The sequence below is a fragment of the Pseudorhodoferax sp. Leaf274 genome (assembly GCF_001422445.1).
Taxonomy (GTDB): Bacteria; Pseudomonadota; Gammaproteobacteria; order Burkholderiales; family Burkholderiaceae_C; genus Pseudorhodoferax.
Genome location: NZ_LMNA01000030.1, coordinates 464,475 through 485,168 on the forward strand (window position 1 = coordinate 464,475; position 20,694 = coordinate 485,168).

At 72.5% G+C, this 20,694-nt stretch carries 23 protein-coding genes; 17 read left to right on the forward strand and 6 right to left on the reverse strand.

Annotation, left to right across the window (positions count from 1 at the left end; genetic code table 11):
• Window positions 1-126 precede the first annotated feature (126 nt).
• From ASF44_RS28850 to ASF44_RS28865, 4 genes are all read left to right on the forward strand, one after another.
• Window positions 127-1,272, forward strand: a complete 1,146-nt coding sequence (locus tag ASF44_RS28850) for an SLC13 family permease (RefSeq protein ID WP_056902698.1) — start codon at window positions 127-129, stop codon at window positions 1,270-1,272.
• 162 nt (window positions 1,273-1,434) lie between these two features.
• A complete protein-coding gene (locus tag ASF44_RS28855) occupies window positions 1,435-2,226 on the forward strand; it encodes a hypothetical protein (protein WP_056902699.1) in 792 nt (263 codons plus the stop codon).
• Window positions 2,227-2,285: 59 nt separating this feature from the next.
• Window positions 2,286-2,846 carry a hypothetical protein gene (locus ASF44_RS28860; protein WP_056902700.1) on the forward strand — a complete coding sequence of 187 codons (561 nt, stop codon included), beginning with the start codon at window positions 2,286-2,288 and terminating at the stop codon, window positions 2,844-2,846.
• Window positions 2,847-2,854: 8 nt separating this feature from the next.
• Window positions 2,855-4,093 (forward strand): MFS transporter, encoded by a 1,239-nt coding sequence (locus tag ASF44_RS28865; protein ID WP_056902701.1) that lies wholly within the window; start codon window positions 2,855-2,857, stop codon window positions 4,091-4,093.
• Window positions 4,094-4,144: 51 nt separating this feature from the next.
• Here ASF44_RS28865 and msrB read toward each other — a convergent pair whose 3' ends face one another.
• The 5 genes from msrB to ASF44_RS28890 form a co-directional block, all read right to left on the reverse strand.
• Complete coding sequence (gene msrB / locus ASF44_RS28870; RefSeq protein WP_056902702.1) at window positions 4,145-4,663, reverse strand: peptide-methionine (R)-S-oxide reductase MsrB; 519 nt, start codon at window positions 4,661-4,663, stop codon at window positions 4,145-4,147.
• Complete coding sequence (gene msrA / locus ASF44_RS28875; protein ID WP_056902703.1) at window positions 4,660-5,340, reverse strand: peptide-methionine (S)-S-oxide reductase MsrA; 681 nt, start codon at window positions 5,338-5,340, stop codon at window positions 4,660-4,662. Before msrA ends, msrB begins: the two co-directional genes overlap by 4 nt.
• A gap of 157 nt (window positions 5,341-5,497) precedes the next feature.
• A complete protein-coding gene (locus ASF44_RS28880; protein ID WP_056902704.1) occupies window positions 5,498-5,764 on the reverse strand; it encodes a pentapeptide MXKDX repeat protein in 267 nt (88 codons plus the stop codon).
• Window positions 5,765-5,862: 98 nt separating this feature from the next.
• Window positions 5,863-6,654, reverse strand: coding sequence for a molybdopterin-dependent oxidoreductase (locus ASF44_RS28885; protein WP_056902705.1), 792 nt, complete (start codon window positions 6,652-6,654; stop codon window positions 5,863-5,865).
• On the reverse strand, window positions 6,651-7,304 hold the full coding sequence (locus ASF44_RS28890) for a cytochrome b/b6 domain-containing protein (RefSeq protein WP_056902706.1): 654 nt from the start codon (window positions 7,302-7,304) through the stop codon (window positions 6,651-6,653). The genes ASF44_RS28885 and ASF44_RS28890 overlap by 4 nt, the downstream gene beginning before the upstream one ends.
• Before the next feature lie 98 nt (window positions 7,305-7,402).
• Between ASF44_RS28890 and ASF44_RS28895 the strand changes: the two genes are divergently transcribed.
• From ASF44_RS28895 to ASF44_RS28955, 13 genes are all read left to right on the forward strand, one after another.
• Window positions 7,403-8,149, forward strand: coding sequence for a response regulator transcription factor (locus ASF44_RS28895; RefSeq protein WP_056902707.1), 747 nt, complete (start codon window positions 7,403-7,405; stop codon window positions 8,147-8,149).
• On the forward strand, window positions 8,146-9,630 hold the full coding sequence (locus ASF44_RS28900) for a HAMP domain-containing sensor histidine kinase (protein WP_056902708.1): 1,485 nt from the start codon (window positions 8,146-8,148) through the stop codon (window positions 9,628-9,630). The genes ASF44_RS28895 and ASF44_RS28900 overlap by 4 nt, the downstream gene beginning before the upstream one ends.
• Window positions 9,631-9,715: 85 nt before the next feature.
• Window positions 9,716-10,618 (forward strand): LysR family transcriptional regulator, encoded by a 903-nt coding sequence (locus ASF44_RS28905; protein WP_056902709.1) that lies wholly within the window; start codon window positions 9,716-9,718, stop codon window positions 10,616-10,618.
• 136 nt (window positions 10,619-10,754) lie between these two features.
• Window positions 10,755-11,762 (forward strand): tripartite tricarboxylate transporter substrate binding protein, encoded by a 1,008-nt coding sequence (locus ASF44_RS28910; RefSeq protein WP_056902710.1) that lies wholly within the window; start codon window positions 10,755-10,757, stop codon window positions 11,760-11,762.
• Window positions 11,763-11,790: 28 nt separating this feature from the next.
• Complete coding sequence (locus tag ASF44_RS28915; RefSeq protein ID WP_056902711.1) at window positions 11,791-12,696, forward strand: amidohydrolase; 906 nt, start codon at window positions 11,791-11,793, stop codon at window positions 12,694-12,696.
• Window positions 12,693-13,691, forward strand: coding sequence for a tripartite tricarboxylate transporter substrate binding protein (locus tag ASF44_RS28920; protein ID WP_056902712.1), 999 nt, complete (start codon window positions 12,693-12,695; stop codon window positions 13,689-13,691). Before ASF44_RS28915 ends, ASF44_RS28920 begins: the two co-directional genes overlap by 4 nt.
• A 38-nt stretch (window positions 13,692-13,729) precedes the next feature.
• Complete coding sequence (locus ASF44_RS28925; RefSeq protein ID WP_056903061.1) at window positions 13,730-14,413, forward strand: RraA family protein; 684 nt, start codon at window positions 13,730-13,732, stop codon at window positions 14,411-14,413.
• Window positions 14,410-15,339: an NAD(P)-dependent oxidoreductase gene (locus ASF44_RS28930; RefSeq protein ID WP_235579385.1), complete on the forward strand. Its 930-nt coding sequence runs from the start codon at window positions 14,410-14,412 to the stop codon at window positions 15,337-15,339. The genes ASF44_RS28925 and ASF44_RS28930 overlap by 4 nt, the downstream gene beginning before the upstream one ends.
• Window positions 15,336-16,328, forward strand: coding sequence for a tripartite tricarboxylate transporter substrate binding protein (locus tag ASF44_RS28935; protein ID WP_056902714.1), 993 nt, complete (start codon window positions 15,336-15,338; stop codon window positions 16,326-16,328). The genes ASF44_RS28930 and ASF44_RS28935 overlap by 4 nt, the downstream gene beginning before the upstream one ends.
• 43 nt (window positions 16,329-16,371) lie before the next feature.
• Window positions 16,372-17,331, forward strand: coding sequence for a tripartite tricarboxylate transporter substrate binding protein (locus ASF44_RS32260; protein ID WP_056902715.1), 960 nt, complete (start codon window positions 16,372-16,374; stop codon window positions 17,329-17,331).
• A gap of 4 nt (window positions 17,332-17,335) precedes the next feature.
• Entirely contained in the window at window positions 17,336-18,220 is an 885-nt protein-coding gene (locus tag ASF44_RS28945) for an amidohydrolase (RefSeq protein WP_056902716.1), read from the forward strand.
• A complete protein-coding gene (locus tag ASF44_RS28950; protein WP_056902717.1) occupies window positions 18,220-19,167 on the forward strand; it encodes an SMP-30/gluconolactonase/LRE family protein in 948 nt (315 codons plus the stop codon). Before ASF44_RS28945 ends, ASF44_RS28950 begins: the two co-directional genes overlap by 1 nt.
• A 13-nt stretch (window positions 19,168-19,180) precedes the next feature.
• A complete protein-coding gene (locus ASF44_RS28955; RefSeq protein ID WP_056902718.1) occupies window positions 19,181-19,948 on the forward strand; it encodes a hypothetical protein in 768 nt (255 codons plus the stop codon).
• On the opposite strand, the gene ASF44_RS28960 is transcribed toward ASF44_RS28955, so the two are convergent.
• The gene (locus tag ASF44_RS28960) at window positions 19,931-20,683 is read right to left on the reverse strand and encodes a tRNA-uridine aminocarboxypropyltransferase (protein ID WP_056902719.1); all 753 of its coding nucleotides are present in this window, start codon (window positions 20,681-20,683) and stop codon (window positions 19,931-19,933) included. The genes ASF44_RS28955 and ASF44_RS28960 overlap by 18 nt on opposite strands.
• Window positions 20,684-20,694: the final 11 nt, after the last annotated feature.

Here is a 20,694-nt window from a genome sequence, read left to right on the forward strand (position 1 = left end):
TGTCCGCTTTGCATCCACCGTGCGCGCCCGCCACGCGGCAAGTCCTTGATCAACAAGGCAGGGCGGCTGGCACGGAAATCGAATCACCCAGGGGTTGCACCACCGTGTGTCCGCTTTTTTTCCACCATGCCTCAACCGACCGCCGCTGCCCCCGCCCCACCCAACCACCCCGATGCCGAGGCGCCCGCGCCGGCCGGCAACATGCTGCTCTGGATCCTGCTGGCGCTGGCCGCCGCGTTCGCGGTGTGGCATCCACGTGCACCGCTGGCCACGCTGCAGCTGGTGGACTGGCAGACCATCGGCGCGCTGGCCGGGCTGCTGGCCGTCACCCAGGCGGTGGAGCGCAGCGGCATGCTGCAGGCCACGGCCCAGCGGCTGCTCGCGCGCGTGTCCACGCTGCGCGGGCTGGCGCTGCTGCTGACGGCGGCGGCAGCCCTGCTGTCGGCCCTGGTCACCAACGACGTGAGCCTGTTCCTGCTGGTGCCGCTCACGCGCGTGCTGGCCACGCAGGCGCACCTGCCGCTGGCGCGGCTCGTCGTGCTGCAGGCGCTGGCCGTGAACGCAGGCTCGGCGCTCACGCCCATCGGCAACCCGCAGAACCTGTACCTGTGGCACCGCTCGGGCGAGAGCTTCCTCGGCTTCATGGGGATGATGGCGCCCACCGTCGGCGTCATGCTGTTCTGGCTGTTCGCCGCGGTCTGGTGGCTGGTGACGCGCACGCCGATCGCGCTCAAGCCCGCCGCCGAGGCGGCCGCGGTGCAGCCGCGCCTGCTGGCGCTGGCGGCGGTGCTGTTCGTCGCCTTCGTGGTGGCGCTGGACCGCCACTGGCTGCTCGCGGGCCTGGCCATGGTGTTCGGCGTCTTCGCGCTGGCGGCGCCGCGCGTGCTGCGCGGGGTGGACTGGGCGCTGCTGGCCACCATCGCGCTGATGTTCGTGGTGCTGCGCCAGGTGGCCGAGCTGCCGGCCATCGCCGCGCTGCTGCGGCAGTGGCCGATCGAAGAGGGGTGGCGTGCCTACCTGGCGGCCATCCTGGCCTCGCAGGTGATCAGCAACGTGCCGGCCACCATCCTGCTGGACGGCACCGTGCGCGACCTGCCGGCGCTGGCCGCCGGTGTCAGCGTGGGCGGCTTCGGCTGCGTGCTGGGCTCGCTGGCCAACCTCATCGCGCTGCGGCTGGCACGGCTGCCCCATGGCATGCGCGACTTCCACCGCATCAGCATCCCGTTCCTGCTGGTGTGCGCGGCCTCGGCCGCGCTGCTGCGGCTGGGCTGAAGCCGCCGGGGATGCGCAGCCCCGGCGTCCGCAAAGCGGACACCGCCTGTCCCGCAGGCATCCATCCCGGCCGAGAACCTTTTTGCAAGTCGTTGATTTGAAAGAATCTGCGGGCTGGCACGGCGCTTGAGAGCCAAGAGGCACCTCAACAGGAGTCTTGCCATGCGACAGCTTCAACGCCCCCTCGTCCTTGCCACCTTGCTGCTGGCTGCCGGCGCCTTCGCGCAGCCGGCGCCGACACCGCCCGGTCCGCTCGCGCCGCCACCGCCGCTGGCCGCGCCCCAGGCCGATGCGGCCATGCCCACCGTCACCGGCCGCCTGCAGCAGTGGCTGGTCAACCCCAATGGCGAGGTCGACGGCTTCCTGCTGGCCGATGGCACGCAGGTGGCTTTCGCGCCGCACCTCTCGGCCGAACTGCTGCAGACCGCCAGCCTGGGCGACACCGTGCAGGTCGGCGGCTGGCGCACGCCCGGGCTGCCGGTGCTGCGCGCCAACAGCGTGACGGCCACCGCCAGCGGCCGCAGCGTGGTGGACACCCCGCCCGTGCCCGGTGCGCGCGGCCCCCGCGACCCCGGCGCGCTCACCGCCATGAGCGCCAGCGGCCGCGTCACGCGCGTGCTGTACACCGACCGCGGCGACGCCAACGGCGTGCTGCTGGACGGCGGCAGCATCGTGCGCTTTCCGCCGCACCTGGGCACCATGCTGCTGCCCGGCCTGCAGGTGGGCGCCACCGTGCATGCGCGCGGCTGGGGCAGCCGCAGCGCCCAGGGCAGCGCGCTCGAGGCCACCGCCATCGGCCCGACGGCCCAGGCCATGCAGGAACTCTTCGCCGGCCCCGGCGTTGCCCCCAGGCCGCGCGGCGAACCGCGTGGCCCCCGCGGGCCGCGCGGGCCGCAGCCGCCCATGGCCGGCCAGCCGCTGCCGCCCACCCCGCCGACCCCGCCGGCCTCCTGAGCCGCTCCCCGTCCGCGGCCCACCACCACCCCATCCTCTTCACGCACAAGGAATCCACCATGCCCCGCCCCAACCACCAACGCCACCACGCCCCCGATGACGACGTCTGGTCCGTCGAAGGACGCTTTCAGCACCTGGTCTACAGCCCCAAGGGCGGCATCGAAGGCCTGCTGATCGACACCGACGGCATCGCCACGCAGTTCACCGTCGATCCGCACGACGCCGCCGCCGTGGGCGCCTTGCTCGGCCTGCGCCACGGCCAGGCGCTGGCCGTCGAAGGCCGCAAGACCGGGCCCTCGCCCAAGGGCGAGGGCGCGCACGTGGTCTACCGCTTCGAGCGCCTGGCCGCCATCGACGGCCAGGAACCCGAGGCGCGCAACGACGTGCAGGCGCACGGCAAGGTCGTGCGTTTCAACTTCGCCAAGCACGGTGCCCCCAACGGCGTGGTGCTGGACAGCGGCGACTTCGTCCACACCCGGCCCGACGGGCTGGAACGGCTGCGGCTGCAGATCGGCGACGCGGTGCGTGCGGAAGGCCCGGCACACCCGCTGGCCACCGGCAGCGGCCGCGTGATCGAGGCGCGCAGCGTCAACGGCCAGCCCCTCGCACCCGCCCACTGAGCACGGCCATGGCAACCCCGAGTTCCCTGCTGGCACTGACCTGGCTGGCGTTCTTCATGGCCGACGTGCGCGACGGCCTGGGGCCGTTCCTTGCAACCTACCTGCAGGAGAGCGGGGTGCGCCAGGAGCTCATCGGCGCCACCATGACCGCCGGCGGCCTGGCCGCCGTGGCCATGACGCCGCTGGCCGGCGCCTGGGTGGACAACAGCCAGGCCAAGCGCGCGATGACGGTGGTGGCGGCGCTGGCCGTCACCGCGGCCAGCGCGCTGGCGTTCACGACGCTGTCCGCGCCCTTGCTGGTCGCATCGCAGGTCGTCACCGGCGTGGCCGGGGCGGTGTTGGGCGCGACCATGGCGGCGCTGACGCTGGGCCTGTCGCGCGCGGAAGGCTTCAAGCGCCAGATGGGGCGCAACGAGGCCTGGAGCCACGCCGGCAACATGCTCTCCGCGGTGGGGGCGGGCCTGGCCGCCCACTGGTTCGGCGCGCCCTGGCTGCTGGCGGTGATGGCCGCCATGGCGGTGGGCATGCTGGTCTCGGTGGCGGGCATCCGCGCGGCCGACATCGACCACGCCGCGGCCCGCGGCGACGAATCGGCCGCCGCGGCCCCGCGCGCGGCCGACGACCCCGATGCCGGCGGCATCGGCGCGCTGCTGCGCAACCGGCCCCTGCTGCTGTTCGCGCTGGCCTGCGCGCTGTTCCACCTCGGCAATGCGGCCATGCTGCCGCTGCTGAACCAGCGCCTGGCGGCCACGGTGGCCGACTCCGCGCCGCTGCTGTGGACCGGCATCGCCATCGTGGTGGCCCAGGCCACCATGGTGCCGGTGGCGCTGTGGGTGTCGCGCAGCCGGCGGCTGGACATCACCTGGTTCGTCTACGCCGCCATCCTGGTGCTGCCCGTGCGCGGCCTGCTGGCCTATGCCTTCACGAGCGCCTGGAACAACATCCCGGTGCAGGTGCTCGACGGCCTGGCCGCCGGCGCGCTGGGCGTGGCCACGCCGCTGCTGGTGCAGCGCTACAGCGCGGGCAGCGGCCGCTTCAACACCGCGCTGGGCTTCGTCATGACGCTGCAGGGCGTCGGCGCGGCGCTGAGCCCGGGCGTGGCCAACTGGGTGGTGGGGCCGCAGCTGCGCTTCGGCACGGCCTTCATGGTGCTGGCGGGCGCGGCGCTGCTGGCGCTGCCGCTGTTCTGGTGGGCGCAGCAGGGCAGCCGGCGCGGCGCGCTGCCGGTGGCGCCGGCAGCCGTCTGAGCAGGTCGACGCGCGAGCATCGTCTGCAAGCCGTCGCAGATCGGCCGCTCGCTACACCGCGGGCGGCGTTCCAGCCGTGAAGGCCAGCGCCAATCCGTTCATGCAGTAGCGCAGGCCGGTCGGCTTCGGGCCATCGTCGAACACGTGGCCCAGGTGCCCGCCGCAGCGGGCGCACAGCGTCTCGTCGCGCACCATGCCGTAGCTGCGGTCGCTCTTCTTCTCCACCGCATCGGGCAGGGGCTTCCAGAAGCTCGGCCAGCCGGTGCCGCTGTCGAACTTGGTGGCCGAGGAGAACAGCGGCGCCTGGCAGCCCGCGCACGAGAACGTGCCCGCGCGCTTCTCGTCGTTGAGCGGGCTGGAGAAGGGCCGCTCGGTGCCGGCCTGGCGCAGCACCTGGTACTGCTGGGGCGTGAGCTGCGCCTTCCATTGCGCGTCGGTGCGGGTCACGGCGTAGGCCTTGGCCGCGCGGGCCACGGGCGAGAGCTGCCAGCCGGTGGCCAGCAGCGCGCCTGCGCCCAGGGCCTGCAGAATCTGTCTGCGTGCGTTCGTCAAGGCGGCTCTCCCGGTCATGTGCCCGCGCCGACCAGCACCGGCTTGTCGCGGTACAGGGCCGGGAACACGCGGTGCAGGTTCTCGCGCTTGGGCAGGTCGTTCATGGCGATGTAAGGCTGGTTGGGGTGCAGCGTCATGTAGTCCTGGTGGTAGGCCTCGGCCGCATAGAAGGGCTTCATGGTCTCGATGGTGGTGGCGATGGGCGCGCCGAAGCTGCGCGCCTGGTCCAGCTGGGCGATGTAGGCCTTGGCCACGCGGGCCTGCTCGGCGCTCTGCGCGAAGATGGTCGAGCGGTACTGCGTGCCCACGTCCGGGCCCTGGCGGTTGCGCTGGGTCGGGTCGTGCACCACCGAGAAGTAGATCTGCAGGATCTGGCCGAAGCCGATCTGGCGCGGGTCGTAGGTGATGCGCACGGCCTCGGCATGGCCGGTGCGGCCCGAGCCGATGGCCTCGTAGTTGGCCGTGCGCGCCTCGCCGCCGGCATAGCCGGACACGGCCTGCGTGACGCCCTTGACGTGCTGGAACACGCCCTGCACGCCCCAGAAGCAGCCGCCGGCCAGCACGGCGGTCTCGGTGGTGGCGCCGGCCGCGGGGGTGCCGGCGTCCTGCGGCGGCGGGATCACGACGGCGCTCTCGGCGGCCATGGCGGGCAGCGCCTTCCAGGCCACGGCGCCGCCGCTCAGCAGCAGCGCCATGGCCCAGAGCGCGCCGCGGCGCGGCAGGGCGGATGGGCGGGATGGAACGGAATGGGGCATGGGAACCTCGTTGGCTTGTGGGGCTGCGTGCCGCAGCGGTTGCGGCCGGGGCCGGGCGACATGGTGCGCCGGCCCGGCAGATTGCGCAGGCCTGGGGCTATTGCTTCATCGCGTCCTTCTTCATGCCGTCCTTGGCCATGGAATCCTTGGCCATGCCGTCCTTTTTCATGCCGTCCTTGGCCATGGCGTCCTTGCCCATGCCGTCCTTCTTCATGCCATCTTTCTTCATGCCGTCCTTGGCCATGGAATCCTTGGCCATGCCGTCCTTGGCCATGCCGTCCTTCTTCATCTCGTCGGCGGCCATGGCCGACACGGAGCCGATGGCCAGGAAAGCGGCCAGCACGGTGGTGGTGAGCTTGTTCATTGCAGAGTCCTCGGGGTGGGTTGGGTGGGGTGGGGGATGGAGAGCCGGTTCGTGCCGAACGCGGCCCGACGTGTCGCAGGCGCCGGGGCGTTCGTGCCTCAGCTGCCTCCGAACCAGTTGTAGCCCTGGTCTTCCCAGTAGCCGCCAGGGTTCGTATTGGTCACGAACATCGCCTGGATGTGTTTGGGGTTCTTGTAGCCCAGCTTGGTGGGCATGCGCAGCTTCACCGGGAAGCCGTACCGCGGGGGCAGCGGCTCGCCGTCGTAGGTCAAGGCCAGCAGCGTCTGCGGGTGCAGCGCGGTGGGCATGTCGATGCTGGTGTAGTAGTCGTCGGCGCATTGGAAGCCGACGTACCTGGCGCTGGTGTCGGCGCCCACACGCGCCAGGAAGTCGGAGAAGCGCACGCCGCCCCATTTGCCGATGGCGCTCCAGCCTTCCACGCAGATGTGGCGCGTGACCTGGTCGTGCTGCTGCATGGCGCGCAGCGCGGCCAGCGTCCACTGGCGCTTGTCGGCCACCAGGCCGGTCACTTCCAGCCGCCAGGCGGCGCCATCCACCTGCCGGACCTCGTCTTCGCCGTAGTAGGCGTTGAACGGGAAGGGCCGCGTGATCATCGACTCCGGGTAGGTCGGGGCCAGTCGCGCGGGGTCGAAGATGAGGCCCTGGACCGTGTCGTTGAACTGCGAGATGCGCGTGAGCGCGGCCTCCACGCCGGCGTTGTCGCTGATGCTGCAACCCGTGAGCATGGACAGGCCGCCGAGTGTCAGCGAGCGCTGCAGGAAGGCGCGGCGGGCCGGCTGTTCGACGCGGCGGCCGATCAACTGCCGGGCTTCGGCCAGCGCGGCGCCGGCGTCGATGCCGGGGAGCGGGGGGCGTCGGAAGATCTTCATGCGGCCTCCTTGGCAGCGTGGGCCGTGCGGTCGGTGCGGCCGGCGCGGCCACTCAGCATGGGCAGCAGCGTGCGCGGCACCAGCGCCACCATGGCCAGGTGCACCGCCACGAAACCGACCAGGCCGGCCATGGCGACGAAGTGGATGCGGCGCGCGGCCTCGTAGCCGCCCAGCAGCTCGCGCAGCAGCCCGAACTGCACCGACTTCCACAGCACCAGGCCCGAGAGCACCAGCACCGCGGTGTCGAGCATCACGAACAGGTAGGCCGCCCGCTGCACGCTGTTGTAGTGGCGCGGGTCGGCGTGGGCCAGCGCGCCGCGCAGCGCGGCCCGGGCGTCGTGCCAGATGCCGCGCAGCGTGAGCGGGAAGAACCTGCGCGCCAGCCGGCCGCTGGCGATGTTCAGCAGCAGGTAGACCAGCCCGTTGGCCGCCAGCAGCCACATGGCCGCGAAGTGCCACTGCAGCGCGCCGCCGAGCCAGCCGCCCAGCGTCAGCGCCTTGGGGAATTCGAACGGAAAGAACGGCGCCGCGTTGTAGATGCGCCAGCCGCTGGCCACCAGCACCAGCACGGCCAGTGCGTTGAGCCAGTGGCAGGCGCGCAGCCAGCCGGGGTGGATCGGCGTCGCGGTGGGTGGATGGGCGTTCGGCATGGGGCGCAGTGTGGACCGAAGCCCCTCGCCGTTTCATCACGGAATGTTCAATGAATCGTGACAACTCGGCGGCCGGCTTCGCCCCACAATCCGGCCCCATGGACACCCCCAAGCGCGTACTGATCGTCGAGGACGATGCCCACATCGCCGAGCTGATGCGCATGCACCTGCACGACGAGGGCTACGCCGTGACGCACGCCGCCGACGGCCACGCCGGCATGCAGGCGCTGGCGCGCGGCCCCTGGGACGCGCTGGTGCTCGACCTCATGCTGCCCGGCGTGGACGGGCTGGAGATCTGCCGCGCCGCCCGCGCGGACCACAGGGTGGCGCGCTACACGCCCATCATCATCACCAGCGCCCGCTCCAGCGAGGTGCACCGCATCCTGGGCCTGGAACTGGGCGCCGACGACTACCTGGCCAAGCCCTTCTCGGTGCTGGAGCTGGTGGCGCGCGTGCGCGCGCTGCTGCGGCGCAGCGAGGCCATGGCGCGCAACGCGCGCGTGGAGGCCGGCCGGCTGGAGGTCGGCAAGCTGGGCCTGGACCCGGTCACGCGCGAGGTGCAGGTGGACGGCAAGCCCATCGAGCTGACGCCGCGCGAGTTCGACCTGCTGCACTTCTTCGCGCGGCATCCGGGCCGCGTGTTCTCGCGGCTGGAGTTGCTCAACAGGGTCTGGGGCTACCAGCACGACGGCTACGAGCACACCGTCAACACGCACATCAACCGGCTGCGCACCAAGGTCGAGGCCGACCCGGCGCAGCCGCGCCGCATCCTCACCGTGTGGGGCCGGGGCTACCGGCTGGTGGCGGGCGAGCCCGGCGAGCACGACGGCGGGGACGCGGCATGAAGTCCCCCGGTGCCTGGACCCTGTCGCGCCGGCTGTCGCTGGTGTTCGCCGTGCTGCTGCTGGCCTGCTCGGGCGTGTCGGCCTGGCTGCAGATGGCGTCCAGCGCGCGGCACGAGCGCGAGGTGACGCAGCGCCTGTCGCTGGGCCTGGCCGCGCACATCGCGGGCAACGCCGAGCTGATGCAGCGCGGCGGGCTCAACACCGCCGCGGTGCGCGACCTGTTCGACAAGCTCATGGCCGTGAACCCGAGCGTGGAGGTCTACCTGCTCGACCCGCAGGGCCGCATCGTGGCGCAGGCCGCGCCGCCCGGCCACCTGAAGCTGGAGCGCGTGGACCTGGCGCCCGTGCGCAGCCTGCTGGCGGGCGCACCGCTGCCGGTGCTGGGCGACGACCCGCGCGGCATGGGCCCCAAGGTGTTCAGTGCGGCGCCGCTGCAGGTCGACGGCCGCGATGCGGGCTATGTCTACGTGGTGCTGTCGGGCGAGGACCGCGCCGCGATCAGCGCGCGGCTGGCCGCGGGCTCGGCGCTGCGCACCACGCTGTGGTCCATGGCCGTGGTGGCCTTGCTCGGGCTGGTGGCGGGCCTGGTGGCGTTCCGCTTCATCACGCGGCCGCTGCGCCAGCTGACCGGCGCGGTGCAGGAATTCGAGCGCGACGGCATCGCCGCGCTGGGCCATGCGCCCGCGCTGGACGCGGTGGCGCGCCGCACCGACGAGATCGGCGTGCTGGGCCAGGCCTTCGTGCAGATGGCGCAGCGCATCGACGCGCAATGGAAGGCCTTGACGGCGCAGGACCAGCAGCGGCGCGAGCTGTTCGCCAACATCTCGCACGACCTGCGCACGCCGCTGACCTCGCTGCACGGCTACCTGGAGACGCTGCGCATGAAGGCCGACCTGCTGGACGCCGGCGAACGCGCGCGCTACCTGGACATCGCGCTGGGCCAGAGCCGCAAGGTCGGCCGGCTGGCGCAGGAGCTGTTCGAACTGGCGCGGCTCGAATACGGCGTGGTGCAGCCCGAGAAGGAACGCTTCGCGCTGGCCGACCTGGTGCAGGACGTGTTCCAGAAGTTCGAGCTGGCGGCCGAGGCCCGGCGCCAGCGGCTGGTGGCCGACATCGCGCCCGGCCTGCCGGTGGTGCATGCCGACCTCGGCATGATCGAGCGCGTGCTGACCAACCTGCTGGACAACGCCATCCGCCACACGCCCGAGGGCGGCGAGATCGCGGTGCGGCTGCTGCATGGCGCGGGCGGGGCGCAGGGGGGCGTGGGCGGCGTGCAGGTGGAAGTGGCCGACACCGGCCCCGGCATCCCGCGCGAGCTGCAGCCGGTGCTCTTCACGCGGCCGGCCTTCGCCGGGAGCGGCGCGCGCGGCGGCGGCCTGGGGCTCATGATCGTGCGGCGCATCCTGCAGCTGCACGGCAGCGACATCCGGCTGGAGCCGCGCGCCGGGGCGGGGGCGGTGTTCCGCTTCGGGCTGGAGTAAGAGCGGCTGGAGCAGGCGCAGCTGGAGGCGGGGCGCCGCGCCTGTGGCAGTATGCGGCGCGACCCACGCCCCCCGGAGCCCACCCTTGGACCTGCGCGATCTCCAGTACTTTGAAGTCATGGCCGAGCTGGAACACATGGGCCGTGCCGCCGAGCGGCTGCACCGCACCCAGCCGGCCCTGACCAGCTGCGTGCGCCGGCTCGAGGAGGCCTGCGGTGCCGCGCTGTTCGAGAAGACCGGCCGCGGCATCCGGCTCACCGCGGCCGGCCACGCGCTGCGGCGCTGGGCCCAGCGCACCCGGCTGGACGTGGAGAGCGCGCGGCGCGAGATCGGCGACATAGGCCGCGGCCTGGTCGGCCACGTCAAGCTGGGCATCGTGCCGACGGCCGCGCAGTTCCTGCTGCCGCCGGTGGCGCGCGACCTGATCGCCGAAGCCCCCGATGTGACGCTGCGCACCCACGTGGCGCTGGTCGACGCGCTGACGCCGCTGCTGCGCGCTGGCGACATCGACCTCATGGTGGGCACCGAGGGCGCGCGCGAGCCCGGTTTCACGTCGCAGCTGCTGGCCGAGGACACCATCGTCGTGGCGGCCCACGCGGGCCACCCCTTGTTCGACAAGCCCCGCCCGGCGCTCAAGGACCTGGCGCCCTGGCGCTGGGTGCTGCAGACGCCGGGCGCCCCCACGCGCGACTGGCTGGACCAGACCTTCGACCGCCACAACCTGCCGCGCCCCGTGGTGCAGGTGGAGTCCACCATGCTGCTGATGCTGCCCACGCTGATCGGCGAGACCGGGCTGCTGAGCTTCATCTCGCGGCTGCACCTGCAGGCCGGCCGCTCGGGCGCCGGGCTGCGCGAGGTGGCGATCCCGGCGGCCACCATGCGCCGCCGCCTGGTGGTCACCTGGCGCGACAGCGGCTATGTCTCGCCCGCCGCGCAGCGGCTGATCGCGCTGCTGGCCCGGCATGCCGGGCACGAGAACCTGGGCTGAATACCCCAAGTCCGATCTATCGATTGCAAGAAAGATTCGATTGGACCGTTAGGGATCGCGCACCAATACTTGCCGCCATCGAACGCCTGCCGCGCAGTGGTTGCGCCAAGGCAGTTCGGCCATCGGAGACAAGTCCATGCACGCCATCCACCGGCCCGGCGCCACGCGCCGCCTCGTCCTCGTCGCCTCGGCGATCGCCACCATCGCCACCGGCCTCGCCGGCACCGCCGCACTGGCGCAGCCGGCGTACCCGTCGCGGCCCATCCGCCTGGTCGTGCCGTTCCCGGCCGGCGGCGGCACCGACCTGATCGCCCGCGAAGTGGCCAACAAGGTGGCCACCAGCAACAACTGGTCCATCATCATCGACAACAAGCCGGGCTCCGGTGGCAACCTGGGCGTGGACGCCGCCGCCAAGGCTCCGGCCGACGGCTACACGCTGGTGCTGGGCCAGACCAGCAACCTGGCGATCAACCCCACGCTGTACCCCAAGCTGCCCTACAAGCCCGAGAAGGACCTGGACGCCGTCGGCCTGGTCGCCCAGGCCCCGCTGGTCGTCGTGGTGGCGGCCGATTCGCCCTACAAGACGCTGGCCGACGTGGTCGCCGCGGCCAAGGCCAAACCTGAATCGCTGAACTACGCCAGCTCGGGCAACGGCACGGTGGCCCACCTGGCGGCCGAGCTGCTGCAGAAGGCCGCCGGCGTGAAGTTCACGCACGTGCCCTACAAGGGCGCGGCCCAGGGCTCGACCGACCTGATCGGCGGCCAGATCCAGATGTATGTCTCGTCCGTGCCCACGCTGATCGGCTACATCAAGAACGGCAAGATGCGCGCGCTGGCCGTGACCTCGCAGCAGCGCACGGCCGACCTGCCGGGCGTGCCCACGGTGGCCGAGTCGGGCTACAAGGGCTTCGAAGCCGTCACCTGGTTCGGCGTGGCCGGCCCCGACGGCCTGCCCAAGGACGTGATCGCCAAGCTGAACACCGCCTTCAACAAGGCGCTGCAGGACCCCGAGGTCAAGTCCAAGCTGGCCGCCCAGGGCGCCGATGTGCGCTCCAGCACGCCGGAGCAGTTCGCCGCGCTGGTGCGCAGCGAGATCGTGCGCTGGGGCAAGGTCGTGCAGGAATCCGGCGCCAAGGTCGACTGAGCACAGCCCCCATCCGCCAGAGCGCGAGATGCCAACCCAACACGAAGAGACGGTGTCCGCACCGTTCTCGGCGGGGCAGGGCCGTGCCCGCGTGCCGGTGCCGCCGCTGGCCTGCGACTGCCATGTGCACGTCTACGACAGCCGTTTCGCGGCCGTCCCCGGCGCGCGGCTGACCCCGCCCGACGCCAGCGTGGCCGACTACCGCGCGCTGCAGCGGCGGACCGGCACGCAGCGCGTGGTGTTCGTCACTCCCTCGACCTACGGCACCGACAACCGGCCATTGCTGCAGGCGCTGGACGCATTCGGCGCGCTGGCCCGCGGCGTAGCGGTCATCGATGCGCAGACCGACGAGGCTGCGCTGCAGGCCCTGCATGCGGCCGGCGTGCGCGGTGCGCGGCTGAACCTGTCGCTGGGCGTCACGCACGACGCCGCGCAACTCGAGGCGCTGGCCGCGCGCATCGCGCCGCTGGGCTGGCACCTGCAGCTGCTGGCGCCGCCCGACCTGCTGGCAGCACTGGGCGAACGCCTGATGCGCCTGCCCGTGCCGCTGGTGCTGGACCACTTCGGCCGCATCGCCCCGGCGCTGGCCGGCCGGCACCCCGCGCATGCGCTGGTGCTGCGCCTGCTGGCGCAGGGCCGCACCTGGCTCAAGCTGTCCGGCGGCTACATCGTGAGCCCCTCGGGCCGGGTGGACGACTCTGGCGTGGCGGCGCTGGCGCGCGGCTACCTGCGCGCCGCGCCCGAACGCATGGTCTGGGGCAGCGACTGGCCCCACGCCTCGGCCTCGGCCGGCCACCAGCCCATGCCCGACGACGCGCAGCAGATGGCGCTGCTCGCGCAATGGACCGACGGCCCCGCGCTGCTGCAGCGCGTGCTGGTCGACAACCCCGCCGAGCTCTACGGCTTCGGCACCTCTGCACAAGGAACCCCATGAACGAGACACCCCGCACCCTGGGCCGCCGCAGCCTGCTCGGCGCACTCGCCACGCCGCTGCTGGCCGCCGCCTGGCCGGCCCTGGCCCAGGGCCACTGGCCGGCCGGCAAGACGATCACCTGGGTCGTGCCCTATCCGGCGGGCGGCAGCACCGACATCCTGGGCCGCGCCATCGCCGTGCGGCTCGGGCCGGCGCTGGGCGCCACGGTCATCGTGGACAACAAGGCCGGCGCCACCGGCACCATCGGCTCGGCCTTCGTGGCGCGCGCCCCGGCCGACGGCTTCACGCTGCTGGGCACTTCGATCGGCCCGCAGGCCATCGTGCCGCACCTGATGCCGCGCATGCCCTACGACGCCGTGACCGCCTTCGCGCCCGTGACCCTGGTCGGCACCATTCCCCATCTGCTCGTGACCGCGGCCAGCCGGCCCTGGAACAGCGTGGCCGAGCTGCTGGCGCAGGCCAAGGCCAAGCCCGGCCAGCTGTCCTTCGCCTCGGGCGGCAACGGCACCATCCTGCAGATGCAGGGCGAGCTGCTGCGCCTGCAGGCCGGCGTGCAGATGACGCATGTGCCCTACAAGGGCGACACGCCGGCCGTGCAGGACGTGCTGGCCGGCCATGCCGACTGCATGTTCGCGCCGGTCGCGGCCGCCTTGCCGCATGTGCAGGGCGGCAAGCTCAAGGCGCTGGCCGTCACCTCTGCGGTGCGGCAGAAAGCCCTGCCGGATGTGCCCACCATGGGCCAGGCCGGCTTCAAGGACTTCGTCGTCGAGCAATGGCAGGCGGTCTACGCGCCAGCCGGCACGCCGGCCGCCGTGGTGCAGCGCCTGCACGGCGAGATCGTGCGCATCCTGAAGGATCCCGAAGTCCTGGCCATGGCCGACAAGCTCGGCGTGACCCTGGTCGGCAGCACGCCGCAGCAGCTGGCCGACACGCAGAAAGCCGACCTCGCCACCTGGGGCAAGGTCATCCAGCAGGCCGGCATCAAGGCCGACTGAGCCCCGCATCCCTCCATCCACCCGACCGAAAGACCACCATGTCCCTGCCCGACATCATCCGCAGCTTCGACCGCGTTCCCGCCGACCTCGTGCGCGAGGCCGCCCAGTACCAGCCCGCCATCTTTGCCGACGTGGCCGGCCGCCGCGGCGCGCTGCATGGCCGCATCCGCCCGCTGCACCCGCGCATGAAGCTGGCCGGCACGGCCCTGACCGTGGAAGTGCGCCCTGGCGACAACCTCATGATCCACGCCGCCATCGCGCTGGCGCAGCCGGGCGACGTGCTGGTCGTCGACGGCAAGGGCGACCAGACCTCGGCGCTCATGGGCACCATCATGATGAACGCCTGCCGCAAGCTGGGCATCGCCGGCGTGGTGCTGGACGGCGCCGCGCGCGACAGCCTGGAGATCGACGAAATGGACTACCCCGTCTTCAGCGTCGGCACCAACCCGAACGGCCCGACCAAGAACGTGGGCGGGCGCATCGGTCACCCGGTGTCGGTCGGCGGCGTCACCGTCTACCCCGGCGACTTCGTGATCGGCGATGCCGACGGCGTGGTCGTGGTCGAGCGCGAGAAGCTGGCCGGCCTGCTGCCGCTGGCGGCCAAGAAGGTCAAGGACGAGGCCGCGCGCATCGCGGCGATCCAGGGCGGCGACACCGCCGCCAAATGGCTGACGGCCGCGCTGCGCACGGCCGGCGTGCTGAAGGAAGGGGAGACGCTGTGAGCACCGCGATCGTCGTGACGGGCGCCGACCTGGCGCCGCAGGCCCTGGCGCTGCTGGCCGGCCATGAAGTCGTCTATGCCGGCAAGACGCCGACCGAAGAAGACCTGGTCGCGCTGTGCCGTGCCCACGATCCCGTGGCCATCATCGTGCGCTACGGCAAGGTCGGCGCGGCCGTCATGGACGCGGCGCCCTCGCTGAAGGTCATCTCCAAGCACGGCAGCGGCACCGACACCATCGACAAGGTGGCGGCGAAGGCGCGCGGCATCGAGGTGGTGGCCGCTGCGGGGGCCAACGCGGCGGCCGTCGCCGAGCAGGCGCTGGCCTTGCTGCTGGCCTGTGCCAAGTCCGTCGTGGCGCTCGACGCCCGCATGCACGCCGGCCATTGGGATAAAGCTGTTCACAAGAGCCTGGAGCTCGGCGGCCGCACGGTCGGCCTGGTGGGCCTGGGCGCCATCGGCCTGCGTTTCGCGCGCATGGCCGACGCGCTGGGCATGCGCGTCATCGGCTTCGATCCATTCGCCAGAAACCTGCCGGACCACGTGCAGAGCGTGGACCTGGCGACGCTGTGGCGCGAGTCCGATGCGGTCTCGCTGCACTGCCCGCTGACGGAAGAGAACCGCGGCCTGCTCAACGCCGACACGCTGGCCCAATGCAAGCGCGGCGTGATCCTCGTCAACACCGCGCGCGGTGGCCTCGTCGACGAAGCCGCGCTGCTGGCCGCCGTCCGTTCGGGCCAGGTGGCCAGCGCGGGACTGGACAGCTTCGCCGTCGAGCCCATGGTCGCCGGCCACCCGTTCCAGGGCGAGAAGAACATCGTGCTGAGCCCGCACATCGGCGGCGTGACCAGCGACGCCTACGTCAACATGGGCGTGGCGGCCGCGCAGAACATCCTGGCCGTGCTGGCGCAGCAGCGGGTGGCCGCATGAGGCCGCCCGTCCGCAGCCTCGCGCGCTGGGGCGCAGGCGCCTGCCTGCTGGCCGGCGCGGCGGCGGCGTCGGCCCAGTCCGCACCCGCGGCCTGGCCCGCCAAGCCCGTGCGCATCGTGGTGGGCTTTTCCGCCGGCGGCCCCACCGACGTGGTCGCGCGCGCCTTCGCCGACCATGCGGCGCGCCAGCTCGGCCAGCCCGTCATCGTGGACAACAAGCCCGGTGCCAACACCATCCTGGCGGCCGAGGCCGTGGCCAGCGCCCCGGCCGACGGCTACACGCTGCTGCTGGGCGCGACCAACCACACCATGATCCCGGCGCTCTACAGCAGCCGCGTGAAGTTCGATGCCGTCAAGTCGTTCGCGCCGGTCTGCACGCTCGCCGTCAGCCCCACGGTGCTGGCGGTCGGCCCGGCGATGCCGGTCAAGACGCTGGCGGCCTTCCTGCAGCAGGTCAAGGCCGAGCCGGGCAAGCGCACCTATGCCACGCCGGGCAGCGGCAGCTCGGGCCATTTCGCCAGCGCGCAGTTCACGCGGCTGACGGGCACGGCGATGAACCACATCCCCTACAAGGGCGCGGCCCAGGCCGTGACCGATCTCATCGGCGGGCAGGTGGACAGCTCGTTCGCCACGCTGGGCTCGGTGCTGCCGCAGGTGCAGTCGGGCAAGCTCACGGCGCTGGCCGTGGCCGCGCCCCAGCGCTCGCCGCTGCTGCCGGGCGTGCCGACCTTCGAGGAGGCCGGCGTGAAGGGCTACAGCGCCGACGCCTGGTACGGCCTGCTGGCCCCGGCCGGCACGCCGGCCGCGGTGCTGGCCCGGCTCGAACGCGCGGCGCAGGACTTCGTGCAGGCGCCGGCCACCGTGGACAAGCTGCGCGGCATGGGCATGCAGGCGCAAGGCACCTGCGGCGCGCCGTTCGCCGAGCAACTGCAGCGCGAGGTGCGCGATTACAGCCAACTGGCGCGCGAACTCGACCTCAAGGCCGAGTGAACGACCGCGCCCCAACCCCATCGAAGACCAGGAGACCCTGACCATGAAGAAGACCTTGCAACGCCTGCTGGCCGCCTGCGCGCTCGTCGCCAGCGTGGCCGCGCACGCCCAGTTCACCGACAAGACCGTCACCATCGTCGTGCCCTACGCGCCCGGCGGCGCGGCCGACGCACTGGCCCGCGTGCTGGCCCAGCGCCTGGGCACCAAACTCGGCACCAGCGTGATCGTGGACAACCGCGCGGGCGCCAGCGGCACCATCGGCGAAAGCTATGTGGCCAAGGCCAAGCCGGATGGCACGACGATGCTCTACGACGCGACGCCGTACTCGATCAACCCGCACCTGTTCCCCAAGATGCCGTACGCGGCCGATGCGCTGCAGCCGCTGGCGCTGGTGGCGCTGGCGCCCAACGTGCTGATCGTCAAGGGCGATTCGCCGATCAAGGACGTCAAGGATCTCGTGGCCCGCGCCAAGGCCCAGCCCGGCAAGCTCAACTACGCCTCGGGCGGCAGCGGCACGGTGCAGCGCCTGGCCTCCGAACTGCTGCGCCAGAAGCTCGCCCTGGACATGGTGCACGTGGGCTACAAGAGCGGCGGCCCGGCCATCGTCGACGTGACCGGCGGCCAGGTCGACTTCATGTTCGCCACGGTGGCCGCGGCCTCGCCGCTGGTGGAATCCGGCAAGCTGCGCGCGCTGGCCGTGTCCTCGCCCGAGCGCAGCAAGCGCCTGCCGAACGTGCCCACGGTGGCCGAGACCGTGCTGCCCGGCTACGAGGCCTACGAATGGCATGGCCTGCTGCTGCCCGCGGGCGTGCCGGCCGCCACGATCGACGCTCTGCACAAGGCGCTGGTCGAGGTCATGGCCGAGGACGAGGTCAAACAGCGCTTCGTCGACATGGGCACGCAGCCCGCGGGTTCCACGCCGGCCGAGTTCGCGGCCTTCCTCAAGAAGGAAGACGCCAAGTGGGCCGAGGTGGTGCGCAAGGGCGGCATCAAGCTGGATTGACGGTGTGGCCGCCACGCCCATCGCCGCCCCGCACTCCGCGGGCGTGAACCGGCCCGCGCGGGCGCTGCCCGCCGGCGCCTGCGACAGCCACATGCACATCCTGGACCCGCGCTTCGCGCCGTCGCCGCACTGGCTGCGCACGCCGCCCCGGGCCGAGGTGGCCGCCTACCGGCTGCTGCAGCAGCGGCTGGGCACGCAGCGCACGGTGGTGGTCACGCCGTCCACCTACGGCACGGACAACGCCTGCACGCTGGACGCGCTGGCGCAACTGGGGGCCGCGGCACGCGGCGTGGCCGTGGTCGATGCCGAGGTGGCAGAGCCCGAACTCGACCGGCTGGCCGCGCGCGGCGTCTGCGGCCTGCGCGTGAACTTCGTCTCGCCGCAGTCCTGGGGCACGACCACGCCGCAGATGCTGGACACGCTGGCGCGCAAGGCCGCGCGGCGGGGCTGGCACATCCAGCTGCTGGCCGAGCCCGACCAGATCGTCGCGATGCAGGCGCTGCTGGCCCGCCTGCCCGCGCCCTTGGTCATCGACCACCTGGGCCGCATCGAACCCGCCGAAGGCCCGGCCAGCCCGGCCTTCGGCGTGCTGCGCCGGCTGCTGGACGCCGGCCGCACCTGGATCAAGCTCTCGGGCGTCTACATGCGCTCGCGCGAGGGCGGGCCGGCCTACGGCGATGTCCGCGCCCTGGGCCAGGCCTTCGTGCAGGCCGCGCCCGAACGCATGCTCTGGGGCAGCGACTGGCCGCACACCACCGAGGCGCCGGGTACGGTCGACGACGCGGCGCTGCTCGACGTGCTGCACGCCTGGTGCGCATCGGATACGGTGCTGCACGGCATCCTCGTCGGCAACCCGGCCCGGCTCTACGGCTTTTCTGGAGACTCCTGATGTATCTGCTGCAAGCACCCCAGGTCCGCGACCTGGAGCTCTTCACCGCCATGCCCGCCACGTTCCGCCGCGCCGAGCGCAGCGACTGGGCCGACGCCAACCGCGGCGGCGCCGCCACCGACTCCTTCCTCGAGGGCCCGGTGTTCGACGCGGCCGGCAACCTCTATGTGAGCGACATCCCCTGGGGACGCGTGTTCCGCATCGACACGGCAGGCCAGTGGTCGCTGGTGGCCGAGTACGACGGCGAGCCCAACGGCCTGAAGTTCCTGGACGCACGCACGCTGCTCGTCACCGACTACAAGAACGGCCTGATGCGGCTGGACGTGGCGACCGGCACCGTCACCCCGCACCTGCAGCGCCGCAACTCCGAACGCTTCAAGGGCGTCAACGACATGGTGTTCGACGCGGCCGGCAACCTCTACTTCACCGACCAGGGCCAGACCGGCCTGCACGACCCCACGGGGCGGCTGTACCGGCTGCGGCCCGGCGGCCAGCTCGACCTGCTGCTGGGCAATGTGCCCAGCCCCAACGGCGTGGCGCTGTCGCCCGACGGCAAGCTGCTGTACCTGGCCGTCACGCGCGGCAACTGCGTCTGGCGCGTGCCGCTGCTGGCCGACGGCAGCGTGGCCAAGGTCGGCCAGTTCTTCACCTCCTACGGCCCGAGCGGCCCCGATGGCCTGGCTGTCGACGCGCAGGGCAGGGTGCTGGTCGCCAACCCGGGGCTGGGCCATGTCTGGGTGCTGAACGGCCGGGCCGAGCCGGTCGAGGTGCTGCGCGGCGCGGCCGGCGCCTCCATCACCAACCTCGCGTTCGGCGGCGCGGACCGGCGCACGCTCTACGTGACCGACTCCACGCACGGCCAGGTGCTGCGCGCGCGCATGGACATTGCCGGGCTGCCGCTGGCACGAGGCGATGCGGTGGGGGACGGGCAGGGGCACAGCGCGTAAGCTCGCCCCCGCCATGCACAAACTGCCCGCCGAACTCCAGCGCCTGTACCTCACCCGCCCGCCCGTCCCGGCGGGCGCCGAAACCCCGCCCCCCAGCCTGGCCGGGCCGGACGGCACGGTGCGCGCGCTGGTCATGGAACTTGCGCGCACGCCGGACTGGGAGGTGCTCTCGCGCGTCTGGCAGGGCGTGCAGGCCGAGCTGGACCTGCCGGCCCCGGCCATCGCGGTGTCGGGGACCGACGCCCTGCAGCTGTGGTTCTCGCTGGCCGAGCCGGTGGCCGCCGCGCAGGCGCATGCCTTCCTGAAGGGTTTGCGGCAACGCTTCCTGCCCGATGTCGACGCGCGGCGCGTGCGCCTGCTGCCCACGCCGGACCTGCAGCGGCAGGCGCAGCCGGTGCCCGCGGCGCAGGCCGACACCGGCAACTGGTCGGCCTTCGTCGCACCGGACCTCGCGCCGGTCTTTGGCGACACGCCCTGGCTCGACATCCCGCCCAACGAGGAAGGCCAGGCCAACCTGCTGCGCGGCATCGCGGTCACGAAGAAGGCGGCATTCGACGCGGCACTGCAGGCCCTGGGCACGCCGGCACCGCGGGCTGCGCCTGCGGTTCAGCCCCAGGTGCCGAAGTTGCCGAGAGCCTTGGACGTGCCGCAGGTGCTGGAGGCGGCGGGCGGCGAGGCCGTGCGCTTCCTGCGCCGGGTGATGGACGACGAAAGCGTGCCCATGGCCTTGCGCATCGAGGCGGCCAAGGCCTTGCTGCCGCCTTCAGGCCAGCGCGGCTGACGCCTCGGTGGCCGCGACGGCCTCGCGCAGCCGCTGGTGCGCGGGGCTGTCCCGGTCCACGGGCTGCTGGTTGCGCGCCTGCAGGTAGTGGTGGGTGAACACGTCCAGGTAGGCGTCCAGGGTTTGGGCCGCCCGCGCCTCGCCGGCCAGTGCCAGGCACAGCGCGGCCACCTCGCTGGTGCAGAAGTGGTCGTTGCGGCGCGAGCGGCGCAGCTTGTACTCCGAGGCCCGGTCGGGCTCCAGGCTCAGCACGGGCAGGGCGGCCAGGTAGGGGCTCTTGCCGAACATCTTGCGGGCCTCGGACCAGGTGCCGTCCAGCAGCACGAACAGCGGGCGCCGGGCCGGCGCGGCCGGGTCCGGCCGCACGGCATGCACCACGCGCTCGGGCGCCGCATATTCGCCCGGGAACACCACATACGGCTGCCACTGCGGGTCGGCCAGCAGCGCCAGCAGGGCCGGGTCGACGGCGGTGCGCGCCCAGGTGAACGCGAACGTGTCGGCCACCATGTCGGCGATCAGCCAGCCCGTGTTGCTGGGCTTGAGCGGCTCGATGTCGGCCATCAGCAGGCACATGCCGGCGTGCGTGGGCACCACGGGCCGCAGGCTGCAGATGCAGTGGCTGGGCAACAGCCGGCAGCCGGCGCAGCGCGGGCTGCGCGAGCCGCGGCGTGCGAGGAAGGGCTTGACGCTGTGCGTGAGCCGCGCGGCACGCAAGAGGGAGACGGCATGGGGCATGCCGCCGATTG